Raw genomic sequence first — 17,705 nt, 5'->3', positions numbered from 1 at the left:
CCCCAGGAGCGTACATAAGTACGTGACTGGGGTGAGCGAGGAGAGCCAACGCATCTGCAGTTCGAAATATGAAGGCGATACCCTCTCCCTTGTGGAGAGGGTTAGGTTGAGGGGAAATCTATGCAGTCCCTCACCCCAGCCCTCTCGGGTAAAAACATTAATGAAGGTTAATACTATGAAAGCATTACATTTTGGCGCAGGTAATATCGGTCGTGGCTTTATCGGCAAACTGCTGGCTGACGCGGGGATACAACTGACGTTTGCGGATGTAAACCAGGTCGTACTCGATGCCCTGAATGCCCGTCATAGCTATCAGGTTCATGTTGTGGGTGAAAATGAGCAGGTGGATACCGTTTCCGGCGTCAACGCTGTCAGCAGCATCGGCGATGATGTTGTCGACCTGATTGCCCACGTTGATTTAATCACTACTGCCGTGGGTCCGGTTGTGCTTGAGCGTATCGCTCCGGCCATCGCTAAAGGGCTGGTGAAACGTAAAGAACAAGGTAATGAATCCCCGCTGAATATCATCGCCTGTGAAAACATGGTACGCGGCACAACGCAGTTGAAAGGCCATGTGATGAATGCCCTACCGGAAGACGCCAAAGCATGGGTAGAAGAACATGTTGGCTTTGTCGATTCCGCCGTTGACCGCATCGTGCCGCCTTCTGCGTCGGCAACCAACGATCCGCTGGAAGTGACGGTAGAAACCTTCAGCGAGTGGATCGTCGATAAAACCCAGTTTAAAGGCGCGTTGCCAAACATCCCGGGGATGGAGTTAACGGATAACCTGATGGCATTTGTCGAACGTAAACTCTTCACGCTGAACACGGGTCATGCTATAACCGCGTACCTCGGCAAATTAGCCGGTCATCAAACCATTCGCGACGCTATTCTCGATGAGAGTATTCGCGCGGTGGTGAAAGGCGCGATGGAAGAAAGCGGCGCGGTGCTGATCAAACGCTACGGTTTTGATGCCGACAAACATGCGGCATACATTCAGAAAATCCTCGGTCGTTTTGAAAACCCGTATCTGAAAGATGACGTCGAACGCGTAGGTCGTCAGCCGCTACGCAAACTCAGCGCGGGCGACCGTCTGATCAAACCGCTGCTTGGCACCCTGGAATATGGTCTGCCGCATGTGAATCTGGTCAAAGGGATCGCGGCGGCGATGCATTTCCGTAGTGATGAAGATCCGCAGGCGCAGGAGTTAGCGGCTCTGATTACCGAAAAAGGCCCGCAGGCCGCGCTGGCGCAAATTTCCGGGCTGGATGCCAATAGCGATGTGGTGGCGGAGGCGGTTAACGCATATAACGCGACCAAATGACGCAGAATCCGGCGCAGGTTAGCCTGCGCCCAAATAACAGATTGTCAGATATGCAGGCAATAATGGAACAAACCCAGGCCTTTGAAAATCGTGTGCTTGAGCGTCTGAATGCTGGCAAAACCGTACGGAGCTTCCTGATTACCGCCGTCGAGTTATTGACCGAGGCGGTGAATATTCTGGTGCTCCAGGTGTTTCGCAAAGACGACTATGCCGTGAAATACGCTGTGGAACCGTTGCTGGACGGCGACGGGCCGCTGGGCGATCTTTCGGTACGTCTGAAACTTATCTATGGCCTGGGCGTACTCAGCCGCACCGAATATGAAGATGCGGAGCTGTTAATGGCGCTGCGCGAAGAGCTGAATCACGACGGCAATGAATACGCCTTTACCGACGATGAAATCCTCGGGCCGTTTGGCGAACTGCACTGCGTCATGGCGCTACCGCCGCCACCGCATTTTGATACGTCCGACGCGGCGCTCTACGCCATGCAAATTCAGCGCTACCAGCAGGCGGTGCGTTCGACGATGGTCCTCTCTCTGACCGAGCTGATTTCTAAAATCAGCTTAAAAAAGGCCTTTCAAAAGTAAATCCCGCCGTTAACCTCTTTCTTCTTCTTTTGGTCGGTACAGCCGTCGGTAATATTCCAGACGCTGCAAATAAATGGGCGCGCTCTCCGACGGCACTTCGGAAGGAACATAATCACGCGGCGGCGTTTTATTCAGGTATTCACGGAACGCCTGGCTGGACGCCATAAAATCGACGGCTTTATCAATAAGAAGTGGTACGTTCTCACCTATTTTTGCCATGATAGATCCTCCATGTGGGACCCGCGTCTGACTCCCGCGGTCGCTTATTTGAGTTTAGGATCAATTTAGCGTTGTCATTGAGGAAAATGTGCTTAATCGCTTTTCTTGCCGACAAAAAGGCGCTTCATCTTTTATTTCGAAAAAAATATTTTATTATCAATGAGATCAATAAATAATTAGCGATGTAATACTTGCCGTAATTGATTATCTTTATGTCATGAGTTGTGAAGAATCACTCACTGCGCGCATACTATAGGATATCTATCCCATTTCTATCAGAAGCTATCCCATGAAAGAAGTCGAAAAAAACGAAATTAAACGCCTGAGCGATCGTCTTGACGCTATTCGCCACCAGCAGGCAGGTCTCTCTCTGGTTGAATCCGCCGATAAATACGCGGAGCTGGAAAAAGAAAAAGAGACGCTGGAAGCAGAAATTATCCGTCTGCGCGAAGTACACAGCCAAAAACTGAGTAAAGAAGCGCAGAAGCTGATGAACCTGCCGTTTCGCCGCGCGATCACTAAAAAAGAGCAGGCCGATATGGGCAAACTCAAAAAAAGCGTACGCGGCCTGATCGTGGTGCACCCGATGACGGCGCTGGGCCGGGAAATGGGGCTCAAAGAGATGACAGGCTTCGCGAAGAGCGAGTTCTAAACTTTCCGCATCCCAGGTTCTCAGGACACCCGTTGTACGGAGGGTGTCTTGAGAGCATCGGGCTATATTCCGAATTTTTCCTGGAAGTATTTACACCGCTTATATACAAGTTCATTTTTAACGGTAGTCCCTGCTTTTTCAGGATGAAAAATTCCACTATCATGCCTGTTTGTATTTATACAATGAATTTTTTTCATCCTCTTTTCTTATATCCCGCAGAATATGATTGACCCGCAAAATTAAATAACATTATCATCCCTGAAAAAAATCCCCATACATAAACATTATAATTATATTTTTATAAAGCATTGCTATGAGTAATTGATAAACAACGTCGGGTATTTGCACACTCCTATAGAAACAATGAATGTTTTAGTTATAACCATATATTATGGTTATTGGCAATGCTCGCAAAATGATGAGTTAGCTGTATAAATAACAGGTTAACTATTTATATTATATAAATTATTAACAAGGATATTTTATATGCACAAAAATGGAAAATTTATCCCCCTGCTTGCTTTGGGATTCACATTCTTTTTATCTGGTTGTGACTACTTTGCAGATAAACACCTTGTTGAAGAGCTGAAAAAACAACAAAAAGAACAAGAAACAAAGATAAACCTGTTAGAAAAACAACAAAAAGAACAAGAAGAAAAGATAAATTTGCTAGAAAAACAACAAGATACGGTTATCAACACGACTCAAAAGGTCGCCGAAGTCGTTGGCCGCGTTGAACGCAAACAACGGCTATTCGACTATACAGAACTGGACCCATCACAAACGCACTATTTTATTATTAACAACGGCAATATCGGATTAGCCGGGCGTATTCTATCTATTGAGCCAATAGATAATGGAAGTGTTATTCATCTTGATTTAGTTAACTTACTCAGCATTCCCGTATCAAACCTTGCGTTTAATATGACATGGGGTACGAAAAAACCTTCCGAGGCAAAAGATCTGCCTCGATGGCGACAACTCCTGCTCAACACAAAAATGGATTCGACAATCGAACTCTTACCGGGAGCATGGACAAACGTCACGCTAACATTAAAAGGCGTATCGCCCAATAATCTTAAGTATCTAAAAATAGGTATTAACATGGAGAATGTCATATTCGACAGCATACAGCCTATTAATGATACGAAAAAGAAGCCAAAAAAATAATAGCCATTGATACAATTATTTTAGAAAAGGAAAGCACTTATTCATGAACAGAATATTTAGAGTCCTCTGGAATGCCGCTACGGGAACATTTGTTGTCACCAGCGAAACCGCAAAAAGCCGCGGCAAAAAAAGCGGCCGCAGAAAGCTGGCGGTTTCCGCACTCATCAGTCTTAGCAGCATTATGGTTTCTGCGGACGCACTGGCCAATGCTGGGAACGATACAGGGAAAGGGATCGGCACTGAGAATGGATGGATAGCCATTGGCGAAGGCGCCGAAGCTGATTCAACAATAACAACTAAAGAAAAGGTCGCAGAAGATCCGTCCAAAGGATATGTAGCGGGTGCCGGTATTGCAATAGGTTACTATAGTAAGGCATCTGGGGCTTCCAGCACTGCGTTGGGCGGATATAGCCTTGCTGAGAGTATAGGCTCAGTGGCGCTAGGGGCAGGTGCACATACCACTTCTACGGCTAAATACTCTATGGCAGTAGGTACAAACGCAGTTGCCTCAAATCTTTACGCCATCGCACTGGGAACAAATGCAAATGCCTCAGGGAAAAATTCAATAGCGCTTGGACGCGATACCGTATCATCAGCAGAAAGAAGCCTGACGGTAGGATTAGGGGCGAATGCCGCATCTCTGGATAGCATGGCTTTCGGTTACAATACATCCGTAACGTCAGATGCGGCAAATGGCATTGCCTTCGGTAGTGGGGCGGTAACCTCTGCAAAAAATTCCGTCGCGATAGGGAGCAATTCTACAGCGACCGAAGAAAACGTAGTTTCTGTAGGGAGTGATGCCCTAAAGCGCAAAATTGTCAACGTTGGTAACGGAGCCATATCAGAAAGCAGCACCGACGCCGTTAACGGCTCTCAGCTATTTGCAACCAACGCCAATGTGACGCAGAACACCACTGATATTGCTGCCAATACCGACAGCATTAACCAAAACACAACCGATATCGCCACCAACACCACCAATATCAACAGCCTGAGCGACTCCGTCACCACGCTCACCGACGATGCCCTGTTGTGGGATGCAGCCTCTGGCGCATTCAGCGCTAAGCACAACGGAAGCGACAGCAAGTTAACCAATCTGGCGGCGGGTACCCTGGCTGCTGACAGCACCGACGCCGTTAACGGCTCTCAGTTGTTTGATACAAATGAGAAAGTGGATAAGAACACTGCTGATATCGCCACCAATACCGACAGCATCAACCAAAACACTGCCGATATTACCGCTAATACCGACAGCATTAACCAGAACACAACCGATATCGCCGCCAATACGACCAGCATCAATCAGAACACCACTGATATTGCCACCAACACTACCAATATCAACAATCTGAGCGATTCCATCACCGGCCTTACCGATGATGCCCTGCTTTGGGATGCAGCCTCTGGCGCATTCAGCGCCAAGCACAACGGAAGCGACAGTAAAATCACCAATCTGGCGGCGGGTACCCTGGCTGCTGACAGCACCGACGCCGTTAACGGCTCTCAGTTGTTTGCCACCAACGAAAATGTGTCGCAGAACACCACTGACATCGCTGCCAACACCACCAGCATCAATCAGAACACCACTGATATCGCCACCAACACCACCAGTATCAACAGTCTGAGCGACTCCGTCACCACGCTCACCGATGATGCCCTGTTGTGGGATGCAGCCTCTGGCGCATTCAGCGCTAACCACAACGGAAGCGACAGCAAAATCACCAATCTGGCGGCGGGTACCCTGGCTTCGGACAGCACCGACGCCGTTAACGGCTCACAATTGTTTGCCACCAATGAAAATGTGTCTCAGAACACCACTGATATCGCCACCAACACCACCAGTATCAACAACCTGAGCAACTCAGTTACCACGCTCACCGACGATGCACTGCTATGGGATGCAGTCTCTGGCGCATTCAGCGCTAACCGCAACGGAAGCGCCAGTAAAATCATCAATGTCGCCGCTGGGGACCTTTCTGAGGACAGTACAGACGCGGTGAACGGCTCCCAGTTGTATGAAACCAACCAGAGGGTGGATCAAAACACCTCTGCTATCGCAGATATTAATACGTCCATCACCAATCTTAGCTCTGACAACCTGAGCTGGAATGAGACAACGAGTTCGTTCTCTGCCAGCCACGGAAGTAGTACGACAAACAAAATCACCAACGTTGCTGCCGGAGAGCTGTCTGAAGAAAGTACCGACGCCGTTAACGGATCGCAGCTGTTCGAAACCAATGAAAAAGTGGATCAGAACACGACCGATATCGCCGCCAATACCACCAACATCACTCAGAACAGCACCGCGATTGAGAACCTGAATACTTCTGTCTCCGACATTAATACGTCCATTACCGGCCTCACTGATAACGCTCTGTTATGGGACGAAGACATCGGCGCTTTCAGCGCAAACCACGGTGGAAGCACCAGTAAAATAACCAATGTCGCCGCCGGGGCGCTTTCTGAGGACAGTACAGACGCGGTAAACGGCTCACAGTTGTATGAAACCAACCAGAAGGTGGATCAAAACACCTCTGCTATCGCGGATATCAATACGTCCATCACCAATCTTGGTACCGATGCACTGAGCTGGGATAACGAAGAGGGTGCGTTCAGCGCCAGCCACGGTACCAGCGGCACCAATAAGATAACCAATGTAGCAGCAGGTGAAATCGCCAGTGACAGTACTGACGCCGTTAATGGCTCTCAGCTTTATGAAACTAACATGCTGATTTCTCAGTATAATGAATCTATTAGCCAACTAGCCGGCGATACCAGCGAAACCTATATCACGGAAAATGGTACCGGCGTGAAATACATCCGTACGAATGATAACGGGCTTGAAGGCCAGGATGCATACGCAACGGGTAACGGCGCAACGGCAGTAGGTTACGACGCCGTCGCCTCTGGCGCTGGCAGTCTGGCTCTTGGTCAAAACAGCAGCAGTAGCATTGAGGGCAGTATCGCTTTGGGCAGTGGCTCCACCTCTAACCGCGCTATTACAACCGGTATACGAGAAACGAGCGTAACAAGCGATGGCGTTGTCATTGGCTACAATACAACAGACAGAAAGTTGCTGGGCGCGTTGTCATTGGGGACGGATGGAGAAAGCTATCGTCAAATTACCAACGTTGCGGACGGCTCTGAAGCGCAAGATGCGGTAACAGTTCGTCAGTTACAAAATGCCATTGGTGCGGTCACTACTACACCGACCAAGTACTACCACGCAAACTCAACGGAAGAAGATTCACTGGCTGTCGGAACTGACTCACTGGCAATGGGTGCGAAGACCATCGTCAATGCTGATGCAGGTATTGGTATTGGTCTGAATACACTGGTGATGGCTGATGCCATCAACGGTATTGCTATCGGTTCTAACGCACGCGCCTACCATGCAAACAGTATTGCAATGGGTAATGGTTCTCAGACCACTCGCGGCGCGCAGACTGACTACACCGCCTACAACATGGACACACCGCAGAACTCTGTCGGTGAGTTTTCTGTCGGCAGTGAAGACGGCCAACGCCAGATCACTAACGTCGCGGCGGGTTCGGCAGATACCGATGCCGTTAACGTTGGTCAATTGAAAGTCACCGACAGCCGTGTTGCCGCGAATACCGAAAGCATCAATAACCTGAACACGCAGGTGAGTAGTCTTGATACTCGCGTCACCAATATTGAAAACGGTATTGGCGATATCGTCACTACCGGTAGCACCAAGTACTTCAAGACCAACACCGATGGCGTAGATGCAAATGCCCAGGGTGCGGACAGCGTCGCGATTGGCTCTGGCTCTATTGCTGCCGCTGAAAACAGCGTGGCGTTAGGCACAAATTCCGTCGCAGATGAAGCTAATACTGTGTCTGTTGGCTCTTCTACTCAACAACGCCGTATTACCAACGTTGCCGCAGGGGTGAACAACACTGACGCGGTTAATGTGGCGCAACTGAAAGCCTCAGAAGCAGGCTCCGTGCGTTATGAAACCAATGCAGATGGCTCGGTTAACTATAGCGTGCTCAACCTGGGAGACGGGAGTGGCGGCACCACTCGGATCGGCAATGTTTCAGCGGCGGTGAATGATACGGATGCGGTTAACTATGCGCAATTGAAACGCAGCGTCGAAGAAGCAAACACCTATACCGACCAGAAAATGGGGGAAATGAACAGCAAAATCAAAGGCGTAGAAAACAAGATGAGCGGCGGTATCGCTTCAGCGATGGCGATGGCCGGTCTGCCACAAGCCTACGCCCCGGGCGCCAACATGACCTCGATTGCCGGCGGTACGTTTAATGGTGAAAGTGCCGTCGCCATTGGTGTCTCCATGGTAAGTGAAAGCGGGGGCTGGGTGTATAAATTGCAAGGAACCAGCAACAGCCAGGGCGATTACTCTGCGGCCATTGGCGCGGGCTTCCAGTGGTAATGAAGTAACAACACTCCCGACATCAAAGGCAATGGCATAATGCCATTGCCTTTTCACTTCCCTTTGCTGTCCTCTCCCCTCAATTGGCCCTACCAATTTTAGCCCGTTACCACAGCCTACTCACATTTCACTAAATTAACTCTACAATACCGTTGCCAATAAATAACATCTGGTTAACTATTTGTTGTCATTATCCATACACAACAATATTGGCAGGACCACTTTTACACATAATGTGACCCCAACGAGATGAGCAAAGATTCATCCCATTATGCGTGTGGTTCTCAGGAGACCTGCAATGAACCTCTGGCAACAAAACTATGACCCGGCGGGTAATATCTGGCTTTCCAGCCTGATCGCATCGCTCCCAATCCTGTTCTTCTTTTTCGCCCTGATTAAACTCAAGCTGAAAGGCTATGTTGCCGCTTCGTGGACGGTGGTTATCGCGCTCGCCGTCGCGCTGCTGTTCTATAAAATGCCGGTCGATCACGCGCTGGCATCGGTCGTGTATGGCTTCTTCTACGGGCTATGGCCGATTGCCTGGATAATCATCGCCGCGGTCTTCGTCTATAAAATTTCGGTCAAGACCGGGCAGTTTGACATTATTCGCTCGTCAATTCTGTCGATTACCCCCGACCAACGTCTGCAAATGCTGATTGTCGGCTTCTGCTTCGGCGCGTTCCTTGAAGGCGCGGCGGGTTTCGGCGCGCCGGTGGCGATAACCGCCGCGCTGCTGGTGGGTCTGGGCTTTAATCCGCTGTATGCGGCAGGGCTGTGCCTGATTGTAAACACCGCGCCTGTCGCCTTTGGCGCGATGGGGATCCCGATTCTGGTTGCCGGACAGGTCACGGGCCTGGACAGCTTTGAAATCGGTCAGATGGTCGGTCGTCAGCTACCGTTCCTGACAATTATCGTGCTGTTCTGGATTATGGCTATTATGGACGGCTGGCGCGGCGTGAAAGAAACCTGGCCTGCGGTGATGGTCTCTGGCGGTTCATTTGCTATCGCCCAGTATCTCAGCTCCAACTTTATCGGGCCGGAACTGCCGGACATTATCTCTTCGCTGGTGTCTCTGGTGTGCCTGACGCTGTTCCTCAAACGTTGGCAGCCGGTGCGCATCTTCCGCTTCGGCGATATGGGCGCATCACAGGTCGATCAGACGCTGGCCCGTACCCGCTATACGACAGGGCAAATCGTTCGCGCCTGGTCGCCGTTTCTGTTCCTGACCGCCACGGTCACTCTCTGGAGCATACCGCCGTTCAAAGCGCTGTTTGCCCCCGGCGGCGCGCTGTATGACTGGGTAATTAACGTTCCGGTACCGTATCTCGATAAACTGGTCGCCCGTATGCCGCCGGTTGTACACGAAGCGACCGCTTACGCGGCGGTGTATAAATTTGACTGGTTCTCCGCCACCGGCACGGCGATCCTGTTTGCCGCGCTGTTGTCTATCGTCTGGCTGAAAATGAAACCCTCAGCCGCAATCCAGACCTTTGGCAGCACGCTGAAAGAGCTGGCGTTGCCGATTTACTCCATCGGCATGGTGCTGGCGTTCGCGTTTATCTCGAACTATTCCGGGCTTTCCTCCACGCTGGCGTTAGCGCTGGCGCACACCGGCAGCGCCTTCACGTTCTTCTCGCCGTTCCTCGGCTGGCTGGGGGTATTCCTGACCGGCTCTGATACCTCATCTAACGCGCTGTTTGCCTCTCTACAGGCTACCGCGGCGCAGCAAATCGGCGTCTCTGATGTGCTGATGGTGGCGGCGAATACCACTGGAGGCGTAACCGGGAAGATGATCTCACCGCAGTCTATCGCCATCGCCTGCGCGGCGGTGGGGCTGGTAGGGAAAGAGTCCGATCTGTTCCGTTTTACCGTCAAACACAGCCTGATCTTCACCTGTATGGTGGGCGTGATCACTACGCTTCAGGCCTATGTTTTAACCTGGATGATTCCGTGATTGTGATGCCAAAACGCCTGTCAGACGAGATTGCCTCTCGCGTGCGGGCGCTGATTGAAGAACAAAACCTGGAAGCGGGCATGAAATTGCCCGCCGAGCGCCAGTTGGCTCTACAGCTTGGCGTATCACGCAACTCTTTACGCGAAGCGCTGGCGAAGCTGGTCAGCGAAGGCGTGCTGGTGAGCCGTCGCGGCGGCGGGACATTTGTCCGCTGGCAGCACGAAACCTGGTCTGAACAGAATATCGTGCAACCGCTGAAAATGCTGATGGCGAACGATCCGGACTACAGTTTCGACATTCTGGAAGCCCGCCACGCCATTGAAGCCAGTACGGCCTGGCACGCCGCCATGCGTGCCACCGCTGCCGACAAAGAGAAAATCAGACTCTGCTTTGATGCGACGCTCAGCGAAGACCCGGATCTCGCCTCCCAGGCCGACGTGCGCTTTCATCTGGCGATCGCGGAAGCCTCGCACAATGTGGTGCTGTTGCAAACCATGCGCGGGTTCTTCGACGTCCTGCAATCCTCCGTCAAACAGAGTCGCCAGCGTATGTATCTCGTTCCGCCCGTATTCTCAAAGCTGACGGAACAACACCAGGCGGTGATGGACGCCATTCTGGACGGTAACGCCGAGGGCGCGCGTAAAGCGATGATGGCGCACCTCAGTTTTGTCCACACCACGATTAAACGATTTGATGAAGACCAGGCCCGCCAGGCGCGTATTACCCGCCTGCCCGGCGACCATAATGAGATGACCAGGGAGAATAAATCATGATTATTTCAGCAGCCAGCGATTATCGCGCCGCAGCTCAGCGCACGTTGCCTCCTTTCCTCTTCCACTACATCGACGGCGGCGCGTATGCGGAATATACCCTGCGCCGAAATGTGGAAGACCTGTCGCAAGTCGCTCTGCGCCAGCGCGTGCTGAAAAATATGTCCGATTTAAGCCTGGAAACGACCCTGTTTAACGAAACGTTGTCGATGCCGGTGGCATTAGCGCCGGTAGGTCTGTGCGGCATGTACGCCCGTCGCGGCGAAGTACAGGCCGCCGCCGCCGCAGACGCAAAGGGCATTCCGTTCACCCTTTCCACCGTCTCCGTCTGTCCGATAGAAGAAGTTGCACCAACCATTAAGCGCCCGATGTGGTTCCAGCTTTATGTGCTGCGTGACCGGGGCTTTATGCGCAACGCGCTTGAACGTGCGAAAGCGGCGGGTTGCTCCACGCTGGTCTTTACCGTGGATATGCCGACGCCGGGCGCGCGCTACCGTGACGCCCACTCCGGGATGAGCGGCCCAAACGCGGCCATGCGCCGTTACTGGCAGGCGGTGATGCACCCTAAATGGGCGTGGGATGTCGGCCTGAACGGTCGCCCGCATGATTTAGGCAATATTTCCGCCTATCTGGGTAAACCGACCGGCCTTGAGGACTATATCGGCTGGCTGGCAAATAACTTCGATCCGTCCATCTCCTGGAAAGATCTGGAGTGGATACGCGAATTCTGGGACGGCCCAATGGTGATCAAAGGGATCCTCGATCCAGAAGATGCCCGCGATGCGGTACGTTTCGGCGCTGACGGTATCGTGGTGTCGAATCACGGCGGCCGCCAGCTCGATGGCGTGCTCTCTTCCGCCCGCGCCCTGCCCGCCATTGCCGATGCGGTGAAAGGCGATATCGCCATTCTGGCGGATAGCGGGATTCGTAACGGGCTGGATGTCGTGCGTATGATTGCGTTGGGGGCCGATACCGTACTGCTGGGTCGGGCCTATCTCTACGCGCTGGCGACGGCAGGAAAAGCGGGTGTCGCCAATCTGCTGGACCTGATCGAGAAAGAGATGAAAGTCGCCATGACCCTGACCGGCGCGAAATCCATTAGCGAAATCAGTGGCGATTCACTGGTGCAGGAACTGGGGAAAAGTTTGCCCGCCGCGCTGGCGCCAATGAGCAAAGGCGATGCCGCCTGAACGCCTGGCGCGTGAGAGCCCGGTAAATTTCTGCTATTCTGCCCCCCGCATTTAAGGGGGCATCATGCTTAACATCGTACTCTTCGAACCAGAAATCCCGCCGAATACCGGCAACATCATTCGTCTTTGCGCCAATACCGGCTTTCGTCTGCACATCATCGAACCGATGGGGTTTACCTGGGATGATAAGCGCTTACGCCGCGCAGGGCTGGACTATCACGAATTCGCCGCGGTTCAGCGCCATCACGATTATGCCGCCTTTGTCGCCGCCGAAAACCCGCAGCGCCTATTTGCGTTGACGACAAAGGGCACGCCCGCCCATAGCGCCGTAAGCTATCAGGATGGCGATTATCTGATGTTTGGCCCGGAAACGCGCGGCCTGCCCGCCAGCATTCTCGATGCGTTGCCTAAAGAGCAGAAGATTCGCATTCCGATGATGCCGGATAGCCGTAGCATGAACCTGTCGAATGCGGTGTCGGTGGTGGTGTATGAAGCGTGGCGCCAGTTAGGATACCCCGGCGCGGTATTGCGGTCGTAATATATTCAATGCCGGATGGCGGCTAACGCCTGATCCGGCCTGGCCGATCCCGATGGCATGTTCCCGTTTATGCGGACTCTCGCTCAATCAAATGAAAGCCAATATCCACAATAGCTTCTGCGCACGGTTTCTGTTCAATACGATCGGCCAACAGCGTAGCGGCGCGCTGGCCAATGGCGCGTCTGTCAACGCTTACGGTAGTAATTGACGGTCGATTGCTGGCGGCAAAATCAAGGTCGCCAAAACCAATAACCGCTAAATCATGCGGAATGCGCAAACCACGGCTTTCCGCCTCCATCATCGCCCCCTGTGCCAGGGTATCAGAACTGCAAACAATGACATCAAACGTCCCTTCGTCAAAAAGCTGGCTTAAACCGCTGCGCCCCAGCGAAAGCGATGCCGGAAGGGGGACATCTACCTGCGGTACGGCATGAATAGCGTGGCGTTGAAGAACACCACATAACCCCTGCTTACGTTGCGCGGCTCGGCGATCGGCGGTCCACAACAAGCCGGGACGACGATAGCCCTTACTCAGAAGATACTCCCCCGTCGCCTGCCCGACTTTTTCATGGGAAAAACCGACCAGCATATCAAGCGGCGTGGGCGTTAAGTCCCAAATTTCCACCACCGGAATAGCCGCGTTCAGGATGACCTTTTTCAGTTCTATCGTGTGATGGATCCCGGTAAGCACCACGCCATCGGGGCGGCGGGAAAGCAGTGTCGCCACCAATTCCGCTTCCGTTTGTTCGGTATATCCCGCCACGCACAGCAATATGTGATATCCGCGTCGGGCCAGTTCATCGCTCAGCGACTGGATGGTATCGACAAACATGTTGTTGTTAATTTGCGGCACGACGACAGCGATTAATTTACTCCGTCGCGACGCCAGACCACCGGCTAACGCGTTGGGTATGTAGCCTGTGACGCGAACCGCCTGCATGACTTTCTCAACCGTTTTGGGGCGAACCAGTTGTGGCGAATTCAATGCCCGGCTGACTGTCATCGGAGACAGCCCGGCGCTACGTGCTACATCTTCCAGCGTCGGCGCACGAGGTGATTTGGTTCTCTTCACGTCTGATGCCCCTGCAAAGATTGGCTGATTTATCCGCGCATTATTCATCATGCCTGCGGCTATTGCCAGCTTCGCATCAGGAAAGGCCGTAAATACAGTAGCTTATCAAGCTCAGTCATTACAAAATGATAGCGCCATCATTTTGTATTATGCATTTCCCCAGATATTTTTGGATCGTGATCCATTTTGCAATAAATCCTGCTTTTTATACGACATATGTGATCAAATGTTCAAATCAACATCAACTTTCTGGATCCTGCGCTCGCTTAATAATAAAAATGTTAGCGCAATCATTTTGTGATTATCAGGAGAAAAAAAATGGCTTTAAGCGCGAATTCCGACGCCGTAACGTATGCAAAAGCGGCGAATACCAGAACCGCGGCAGAAACCGGCGATCGTATCGAATGGGTGAAGCTATCACTGGCTTTTCTACCGCTGGCGACGCCAGTGAGTGACGCGAAGGTACTGACCGGTCGCCAGAAACCTTTGACCGAAGTGGCAATCATCATTGCCGAAATCCGCAGTCGCGACGGCTTTGAAGGCGTTGGTTTTAGCTACTCCAAACGTGCTGGCGGCCAGGGTATTTATGCTCACGCCAAAGAGATAGCCGATAATCTACTGGGCGAAGATCCCAATGATATCGACAAAATATACACTAAGCTGCTGTGGGCCGGAGCCTCGGTGGGGCGTAGCGGGATGGCGGTACAGGCTATCTCCCCTATCGATATCGCCCTATGGGATATGAAGGCTAAACGTGCCGGTCTGCCACTGGCAAAACTGTTGGGCGCGCACCGCGACTCCGTTCAGTGTTACAACACCTCAGGGGGGTTCTTGCATACACCGCTCGATCAAGTGCTGAAAAATGTGGTGATTTCCCGCGAAAATGGCATTGGCGGTATTAAGTTGAAAGTCGGACAACCCAACTGCGCTGAGGATATTCGCCGCTTAACCGCAGTACGTGAAGCGCTTGGGGATGAGTTCCCGTTAATGGTTGACGCTAACCAGCAGTGGGATCGCGAAACGGCTATCCGCATGGGGCGTAAAATGGAACAGTTCAATCTTATCTGGATTGAAGAACCATTAGATGCTTACGACATCGAAGGCCACGCCCAGCTTGCTGCCGCGCTGGATACGCCTATCGCCACCGGGGAAATGCTGACCAGTTTCCGGGAACACGAGCAGTTGATTCTGGGCAATGCCAGCGATTTCGTTCAGCCAGATGCGCCGCGTGTCGGCGGTATCTCTCCGTTCCTGAAGATTATGGATCTGGCGGCGAAACACGGGCGTAAGCTGGCGCCGCACTTTGCGATGGAAGTACACCTGCACCTTTCCGCAGCGTATCCCCTGGAGCCGTGGCTGGAACATTTCGAGTGGCTGAACCCATTATTCAACGAGCAACTTGAGCTGCGCGATGGCCGCATGTGGATTTCCGATCGTCATGGTCTGGGTTTCACGCTCAGTGAACAAGCGCGCCGCTGGACACAATTAACCTGTGAATTTGGCAAACGCCCTTAACCCGACTGGCGGGAATCCGTCCCGCCTCTCTTACCTTACAGGATGCATTCTGCCCTTATCTGAGGAGTAGATAATGAACACAATAATAAAGCGCACAAAAGTGCGTCATACCATTCTTATATTTTTATTTCTTGCTACCGTATTTAATTATGCGGATCGCGCAACTCTATCCGTAGTTGCCCCAATAATGAGTAAAGAATTAGGTTTTGATCCGGAAGCGATGGGCCTGGCCTTCTCCTCATTTGGTATCGCCTATGTCATTATGCAACTACCCGGTGGTTGGCTATTAGACCGCTACGGTTCACGACTGGTTTACGGTTGCGCATTGATTGGCTGGTCGTTAGTAACCATGTTTCAGGGAACGATCTATCTGTATGGCAGCCCATTAATTGTACTGGTTATTCTACGTCTGCTGATGGGCGCGATTGAAGCGCCTGCCTTTCCGGCGAACAGTCGTTTAAGCGTACAATGGTTTCCCAATAATGAACGAGGTTTCGTTACTTCAGTTTATCAGGCTGCGCAATATATCTCGCTGGGCATTATCACCCCGCTAATGACGATCATTCTGCATAATTTAAGCTGGCATTTTGTCTTCTATTATATTGGCGCTATTGGCGTGATGCTCGGTATATTCTGGTTAATGAAAGTCAAAGATCCGATGCACCATCCAAAAGTTAATCAAGCGGAAATTGACTATATTCGTAGCGGTGGTGGCGAGCCCTCTCTGGGCTGTAAAAAGGAGCCGCAGAAAATAACGTTTGCGCAGATTAAAACCGTCTGTGTTAACCGGATGATGATCGGTGTTTACATCGGGCAATTCTGCGTCACCTCTATCACCTGGTTCTTCCTGACCTGGTTCCCGACCTACTTGTACCAAGCGAAAGGCATGTCGATTCTGAAAGTCGGTTTTGTGGCCAGTATTCCAGCCATTGCCGGTTTTATTGGCGGCCTGCTCGGCGGCGTGTTCTCCGACTGGCTGCTCAAACGCGGCTATAGCCTTACCGTCGCGCGGAAACTGCCTGTTATCTGCGGTATGTTGCTCTCTTGCGTAATTGTGATCGCCAACTACACCTCTTCAGAATTTGTGGTCATTGCGGCGATGAGTCTGGCCTTTTTTGCCAAAGGGTTTGGTAACCTGGGCTGGTGCGTACTCAGCGACACCTCGCCGAAGGAAGTTCTGGGTATTGCTGGCGGCGTATTTAACATGTGCGGCAATATGGCAAGCATCGTTACTCCACTGGTCATCGGCGTGATTCTTGCCAATACTCAGTCGTTCGACTTTGCCATTTTATACGTTGGCTCGATGGGACTTATTGGTCTCATTTCATATCTGTTTATCGTCGGCCCGCTGGATCGCATCACGCTGACATCATCCGCAGCCTGATTGTCCACATTGCGAATTCTTCGCTCCGCTGTTCCGGGATTGCACTCCATCGGAACAGCGTTTTTTAGTTGTACCGCGCAATTCAGATGCCGTCGCCATACTCAAACGTATGGTGTATCCCGTTGAAATGCTGGTCCATATCCATCGACGGCTTATCGCTGCCCGGCTTGCCGACAATACGCGCCGGAACGCCTGCGGCGGTAGTGTGCGGCGGGACAGGCTGTAAAACGACGGAACCTGCGCCAATTTTCGCGCCGCGCCCCACCTCGATATTGCCGAGAATTTTCGCGCCCGCGCCAATCATCACGCCTTCGCGGATTTTAGGATGACGATCGCCGCTCGTTTTCCCGGTACCGCCCAGGGTGACGGATTGCAGGATCGACACATCATCCTCAATAACCGCCGTCTCCCCCACCACAATACCGGTGGCATGGTCGAGCATAATCCCGCGGCCAATTTTCGCTGCCGGGTGAATATCCACCTGAAACGAGACCGAAACCTGATTTTGCAGGAAGATAGCCAGCGCGCGGCGACCTTTATTCCACAACCAGTGACCAATGCGGTAGGCCTGTAGCGCATGAAAGCCTTTCAGATATAACAGCGGCGTGGAGTATTTATCCACCGCCGGATCGCGAGTGCGCACGGCCTGAATATCGCAGGCTGCCGACGCGATCATTTCCGGGTCGGCAGCATAGGCTTCTTCAACTACTTCACGGATAGCGATAGCGGGCATGATGGGCGACGCCAGTTTATTTGCCAGCATATAGCTCAGCGCACTGCCCAGATTTTCATGCTTGAGTAGCGTGGCGTGATAAAAACTGGCCAACATAGGCTCACAGTCAGCTAAAGCGCGGGCTTCAGCTTTAATATTCTTCCAGACGATTTCCAGTTCTTCACACGGCATGGCTTA

At 52.0% G+C, this 17,705-nt stretch carries 14 protein-coding genes; 11 read left to right on the top strand and 3 right to left on the bottom strand.

From position 1 onward, the window contains the following. Positions 1 to 175: 175 nt before the first annotated feature. Both mtlD and mtlR read left to right on the top strand, forming a co-directional pair. Positions 176 to 1,324, top strand: a complete 1,149-nt coding sequence (mtlD, locus tag NBA72_RS08615) for a mannitol-1-phosphate 5-dehydrogenase (protein WP_023254779.1) — start codon at positions 176 to 178, stop codon at positions 1,322 to 1,324. Then, complete coding sequence (gene mtlR / locus NBA72_RS08610; RefSeq protein ID WP_000193201.1) at positions 1,321 to 1,911, top strand: mannitol operon repressor MtlR; 591 nt, start codon at positions 1,321 to 1,323, stop codon at positions 1,909 to 1,911. Before mtlD ends, mtlR begins: the two co-directional genes overlap by 4 nt. Before the next feature lie 9 nt (positions 1,912 to 1,920). Here the strand turns inward: mtlR and NBA72_RS08605 are convergent, their stop codons facing one another. Further along, positions 1,921 to 2,130: a hypothetical protein gene (locus NBA72_RS08605; RefSeq protein WP_001062558.1), complete on the bottom strand. Its 210-nt coding sequence runs from the start codon at positions 2,128 to 2,130 to the stop codon at positions 1,921 to 1,923. Positions 2,131 to 2,419: 289 nt separating this feature from the next. On the opposite strand from NBA72_RS08605, the gene NBA72_RS08600 reads away from it, so the two are divergent. From NBA72_RS08600 to trmL, 7 genes are all read left to right on the top strand, one after another. Beyond that, entirely contained in the window at positions 2,420 to 2,782 is a 363-nt protein-coding gene (locus NBA72_RS08600; RefSeq protein WP_000665687.1) for a YibL family ribosome-associated protein, read from the top strand. Between the two features lie 486 nt (positions 2,783 to 3,268). Continuing rightward, positions 3,269 to 3,952 carry a DUF3251 domain-containing protein gene (locus tag NBA72_RS08595; RefSeq protein ID WP_042948537.1) on the top strand — a complete coding sequence of 228 codons (684 nt, stop codon included), beginning with the start codon at positions 3,269 to 3,271 and terminating at the stop codon, positions 3,950 to 3,952. A gap of 43 nt (positions 3,953 to 3,995) precedes the next feature. Beyond that, positions 3,996 to 8,372, top strand: a complete 4,377-nt coding sequence (gene sadA, locus NBA72_RS08590) for a trimeric autotransporter adhesin SadA (RefSeq protein WP_042948538.1) — start codon at positions 3,996 to 3,998, stop codon at positions 8,370 to 8,372. A gap of 298 nt (positions 8,373 to 8,670) precedes the next feature. Continuing rightward, positions 8,671 to 10,326 carry an L-lactate permease gene (gene lldP / locus NBA72_RS08585; protein ID WP_001055308.1) on the top strand — a complete coding sequence of 552 codons (1,656 nt, stop codon included), beginning with the start codon at positions 8,671 to 8,673 and terminating at the stop codon, positions 10,324 to 10,326. Further along, positions 10,323 to 11,099 (top strand): transcriptional regulator LldR, encoded by a 777-nt coding sequence (gene lldR, locus NBA72_RS08580; protein ID WP_000636696.1) that lies wholly within the window; start codon positions 10,323 to 10,325, stop codon positions 11,097 to 11,099. Before lldP ends, lldR begins: the two co-directional genes overlap by 4 nt. Continuing rightward, positions 11,096 to 12,286: a quinone-dependent L-lactate dehydrogenase gene (gene lldD / locus NBA72_RS08575; protein WP_000586988.1), complete on the top strand. Its 1,191-nt coding sequence runs from the start codon at positions 11,096 to 11,098 to the stop codon at positions 12,284 to 12,286. The genes lldR and lldD overlap by 4 nt, the downstream gene beginning before the upstream one ends. A 64-nt stretch (positions 12,287 to 12,350) precedes the next feature. Next, a complete protein-coding gene (gene trmL, locus NBA72_RS08570) occupies positions 12,351 to 12,824 on the top strand; it encodes a tRNA (uridine(34)/cytosine(34)/5-carboxymethylaminomethyluridine(34)-2'-O)-methyltransferase TrmL (RefSeq protein ID WP_000932335.1) in 474 nt (157 codons plus the stop codon). A 67-nt stretch (positions 12,825 to 12,891) separates the two neighbouring features. Here the strand turns inward: trmL and NBA72_RS08565 are convergent, their stop codons facing one another. After that, the gene (locus NBA72_RS08565) at positions 12,892 to 13,896 is read right to left on the bottom strand and encodes a LacI family DNA-binding transcriptional regulator (protein ID WP_042948618.1); all 1,005 of its coding nucleotides are present in this window, start codon (positions 13,894 to 13,896) and stop codon (positions 12,892 to 12,894) included. Positions 13,897 to 14,214: 318 nt separating this feature from the next. On the opposite strand from NBA72_RS08565, the gene NBA72_RS08560 reads away from it, so the two are divergent. Both NBA72_RS08560 and NBA72_RS08555 read left to right on the top strand, forming a co-directional pair. Beyond that, complete coding sequence (locus NBA72_RS08560) at positions 14,215 to 15,411, top strand: L-talarate/galactarate dehydratase (protein ID WP_001218249.1); 1,197 nt, start codon at positions 14,215 to 14,217, stop codon at positions 15,409 to 15,411. A gap of 73 nt (positions 15,412 to 15,484) precedes the next feature. Further along, complete coding sequence (locus NBA72_RS08555) at positions 15,485 to 16,795, top strand: MFS transporter (protein ID WP_001092104.1); 1,311 nt, start codon at positions 15,485 to 15,487, stop codon at positions 16,793 to 16,795. A gap of 82 nt (positions 16,796 to 16,877) precedes the next feature. Here NBA72_RS08555 and cysE read toward each other — a convergent pair whose 3' ends face one another. Then, on the bottom strand, positions 16,878 to 17,699 hold the full coding sequence (gene cysE, locus NBA72_RS08550) for a serine O-acetyltransferase (protein ID WP_001112113.1): 822 nt from the start codon (positions 17,697 to 17,699) through the stop codon (positions 16,878 to 16,880). Positions 17,700 to 17,705 lie beyond the last annotated feature (6 nt).

This window comes from Salmonella sp. NW1250, assembly GCF_051812965.1.
GTDB classification, from domain to species: domain Bacteria; phylum Pseudomonadota; class Gammaproteobacteria; order Enterobacterales; family Enterobacteriaceae; genus Salmonella; species Salmonella enterica.
This window is presented reverse-complemented; position numbering and strand designations above follow the sequence as displayed.

Bases quoted from the DNA above. Each gene is read 5' to 3' on its own strand.
- mtlD (WP_023254779.1), top strand. From the start codon at position 176: ATGAAAGCATTACATTTTGGCGCAGGTAATATCGGTCGTGGCTTTATC.
- mtlR (WP_000193201.1), top strand. From the start codon at position 1,321: ATGACGCAGAATCCGGCGCAGGTTAGCCTGCGCCCAAATAACAGATTG.
- NBA72_RS08605 (WP_001062558.1), bottom strand. From the start codon at position 2,130: ATGGCAAAAATAGGTGAGAACGTACCACTTCTTATTGATAAAGCCGTC.
- NBA72_RS08600 (WP_000665687.1), top strand. From the start codon at position 2,420: ATGAAAGAAGTCGAAAAAAACGAAATTAAACGCCTGAGCGATCGTCTT.
- NBA72_RS08595 (WP_042948537.1), top strand. From the start codon at position 3,269: ATGCACAAAAATGGAAAATTTATCCCCCTGCTTGCTTTGGGATTCACA.
- sadA (WP_042948538.1), top strand. From the start codon at position 3,996: ATGAACAGAATATTTAGAGTCCTCTGGAATGCCGCTACGGGAACATTT.
- lldP (WP_001055308.1), top strand. From the start codon at position 8,671: ATGAACCTCTGGCAACAAAACTATGACCCGGCGGGTAATATCTGGCTT.
- lldD (WP_000586988.1), top strand. From the start codon at position 11,096: ATGATTATTTCAGCAGCCAGCGATTATCGCGCCGCAGCTCAGCGCACG.
- trmL (WP_000932335.1), top strand. From the start codon at position 12,351: ATGCTTAACATCGTACTCTTCGAACCAGAAATCCCGCCGAATACCGGC.
- NBA72_RS08560 (WP_001218249.1), top strand. From the start codon at position 14,215: ATGGCTTTAAGCGCGAATTCCGACGCCGTAACGTATGCAAAAGCGGCG.
- NBA72_RS08555 (WP_001092104.1), top strand. From the start codon at position 15,485: ATGAACACAATAATAAAGCGCACAAAAGTGCGTCATACCATTCTTATA.
- cysE (WP_001112113.1), bottom strand. From the start codon at position 17,699: ATGCCGTGTGAAGAACTGGAAATCGTCTGGAAGAATATTAAAGCTGAA.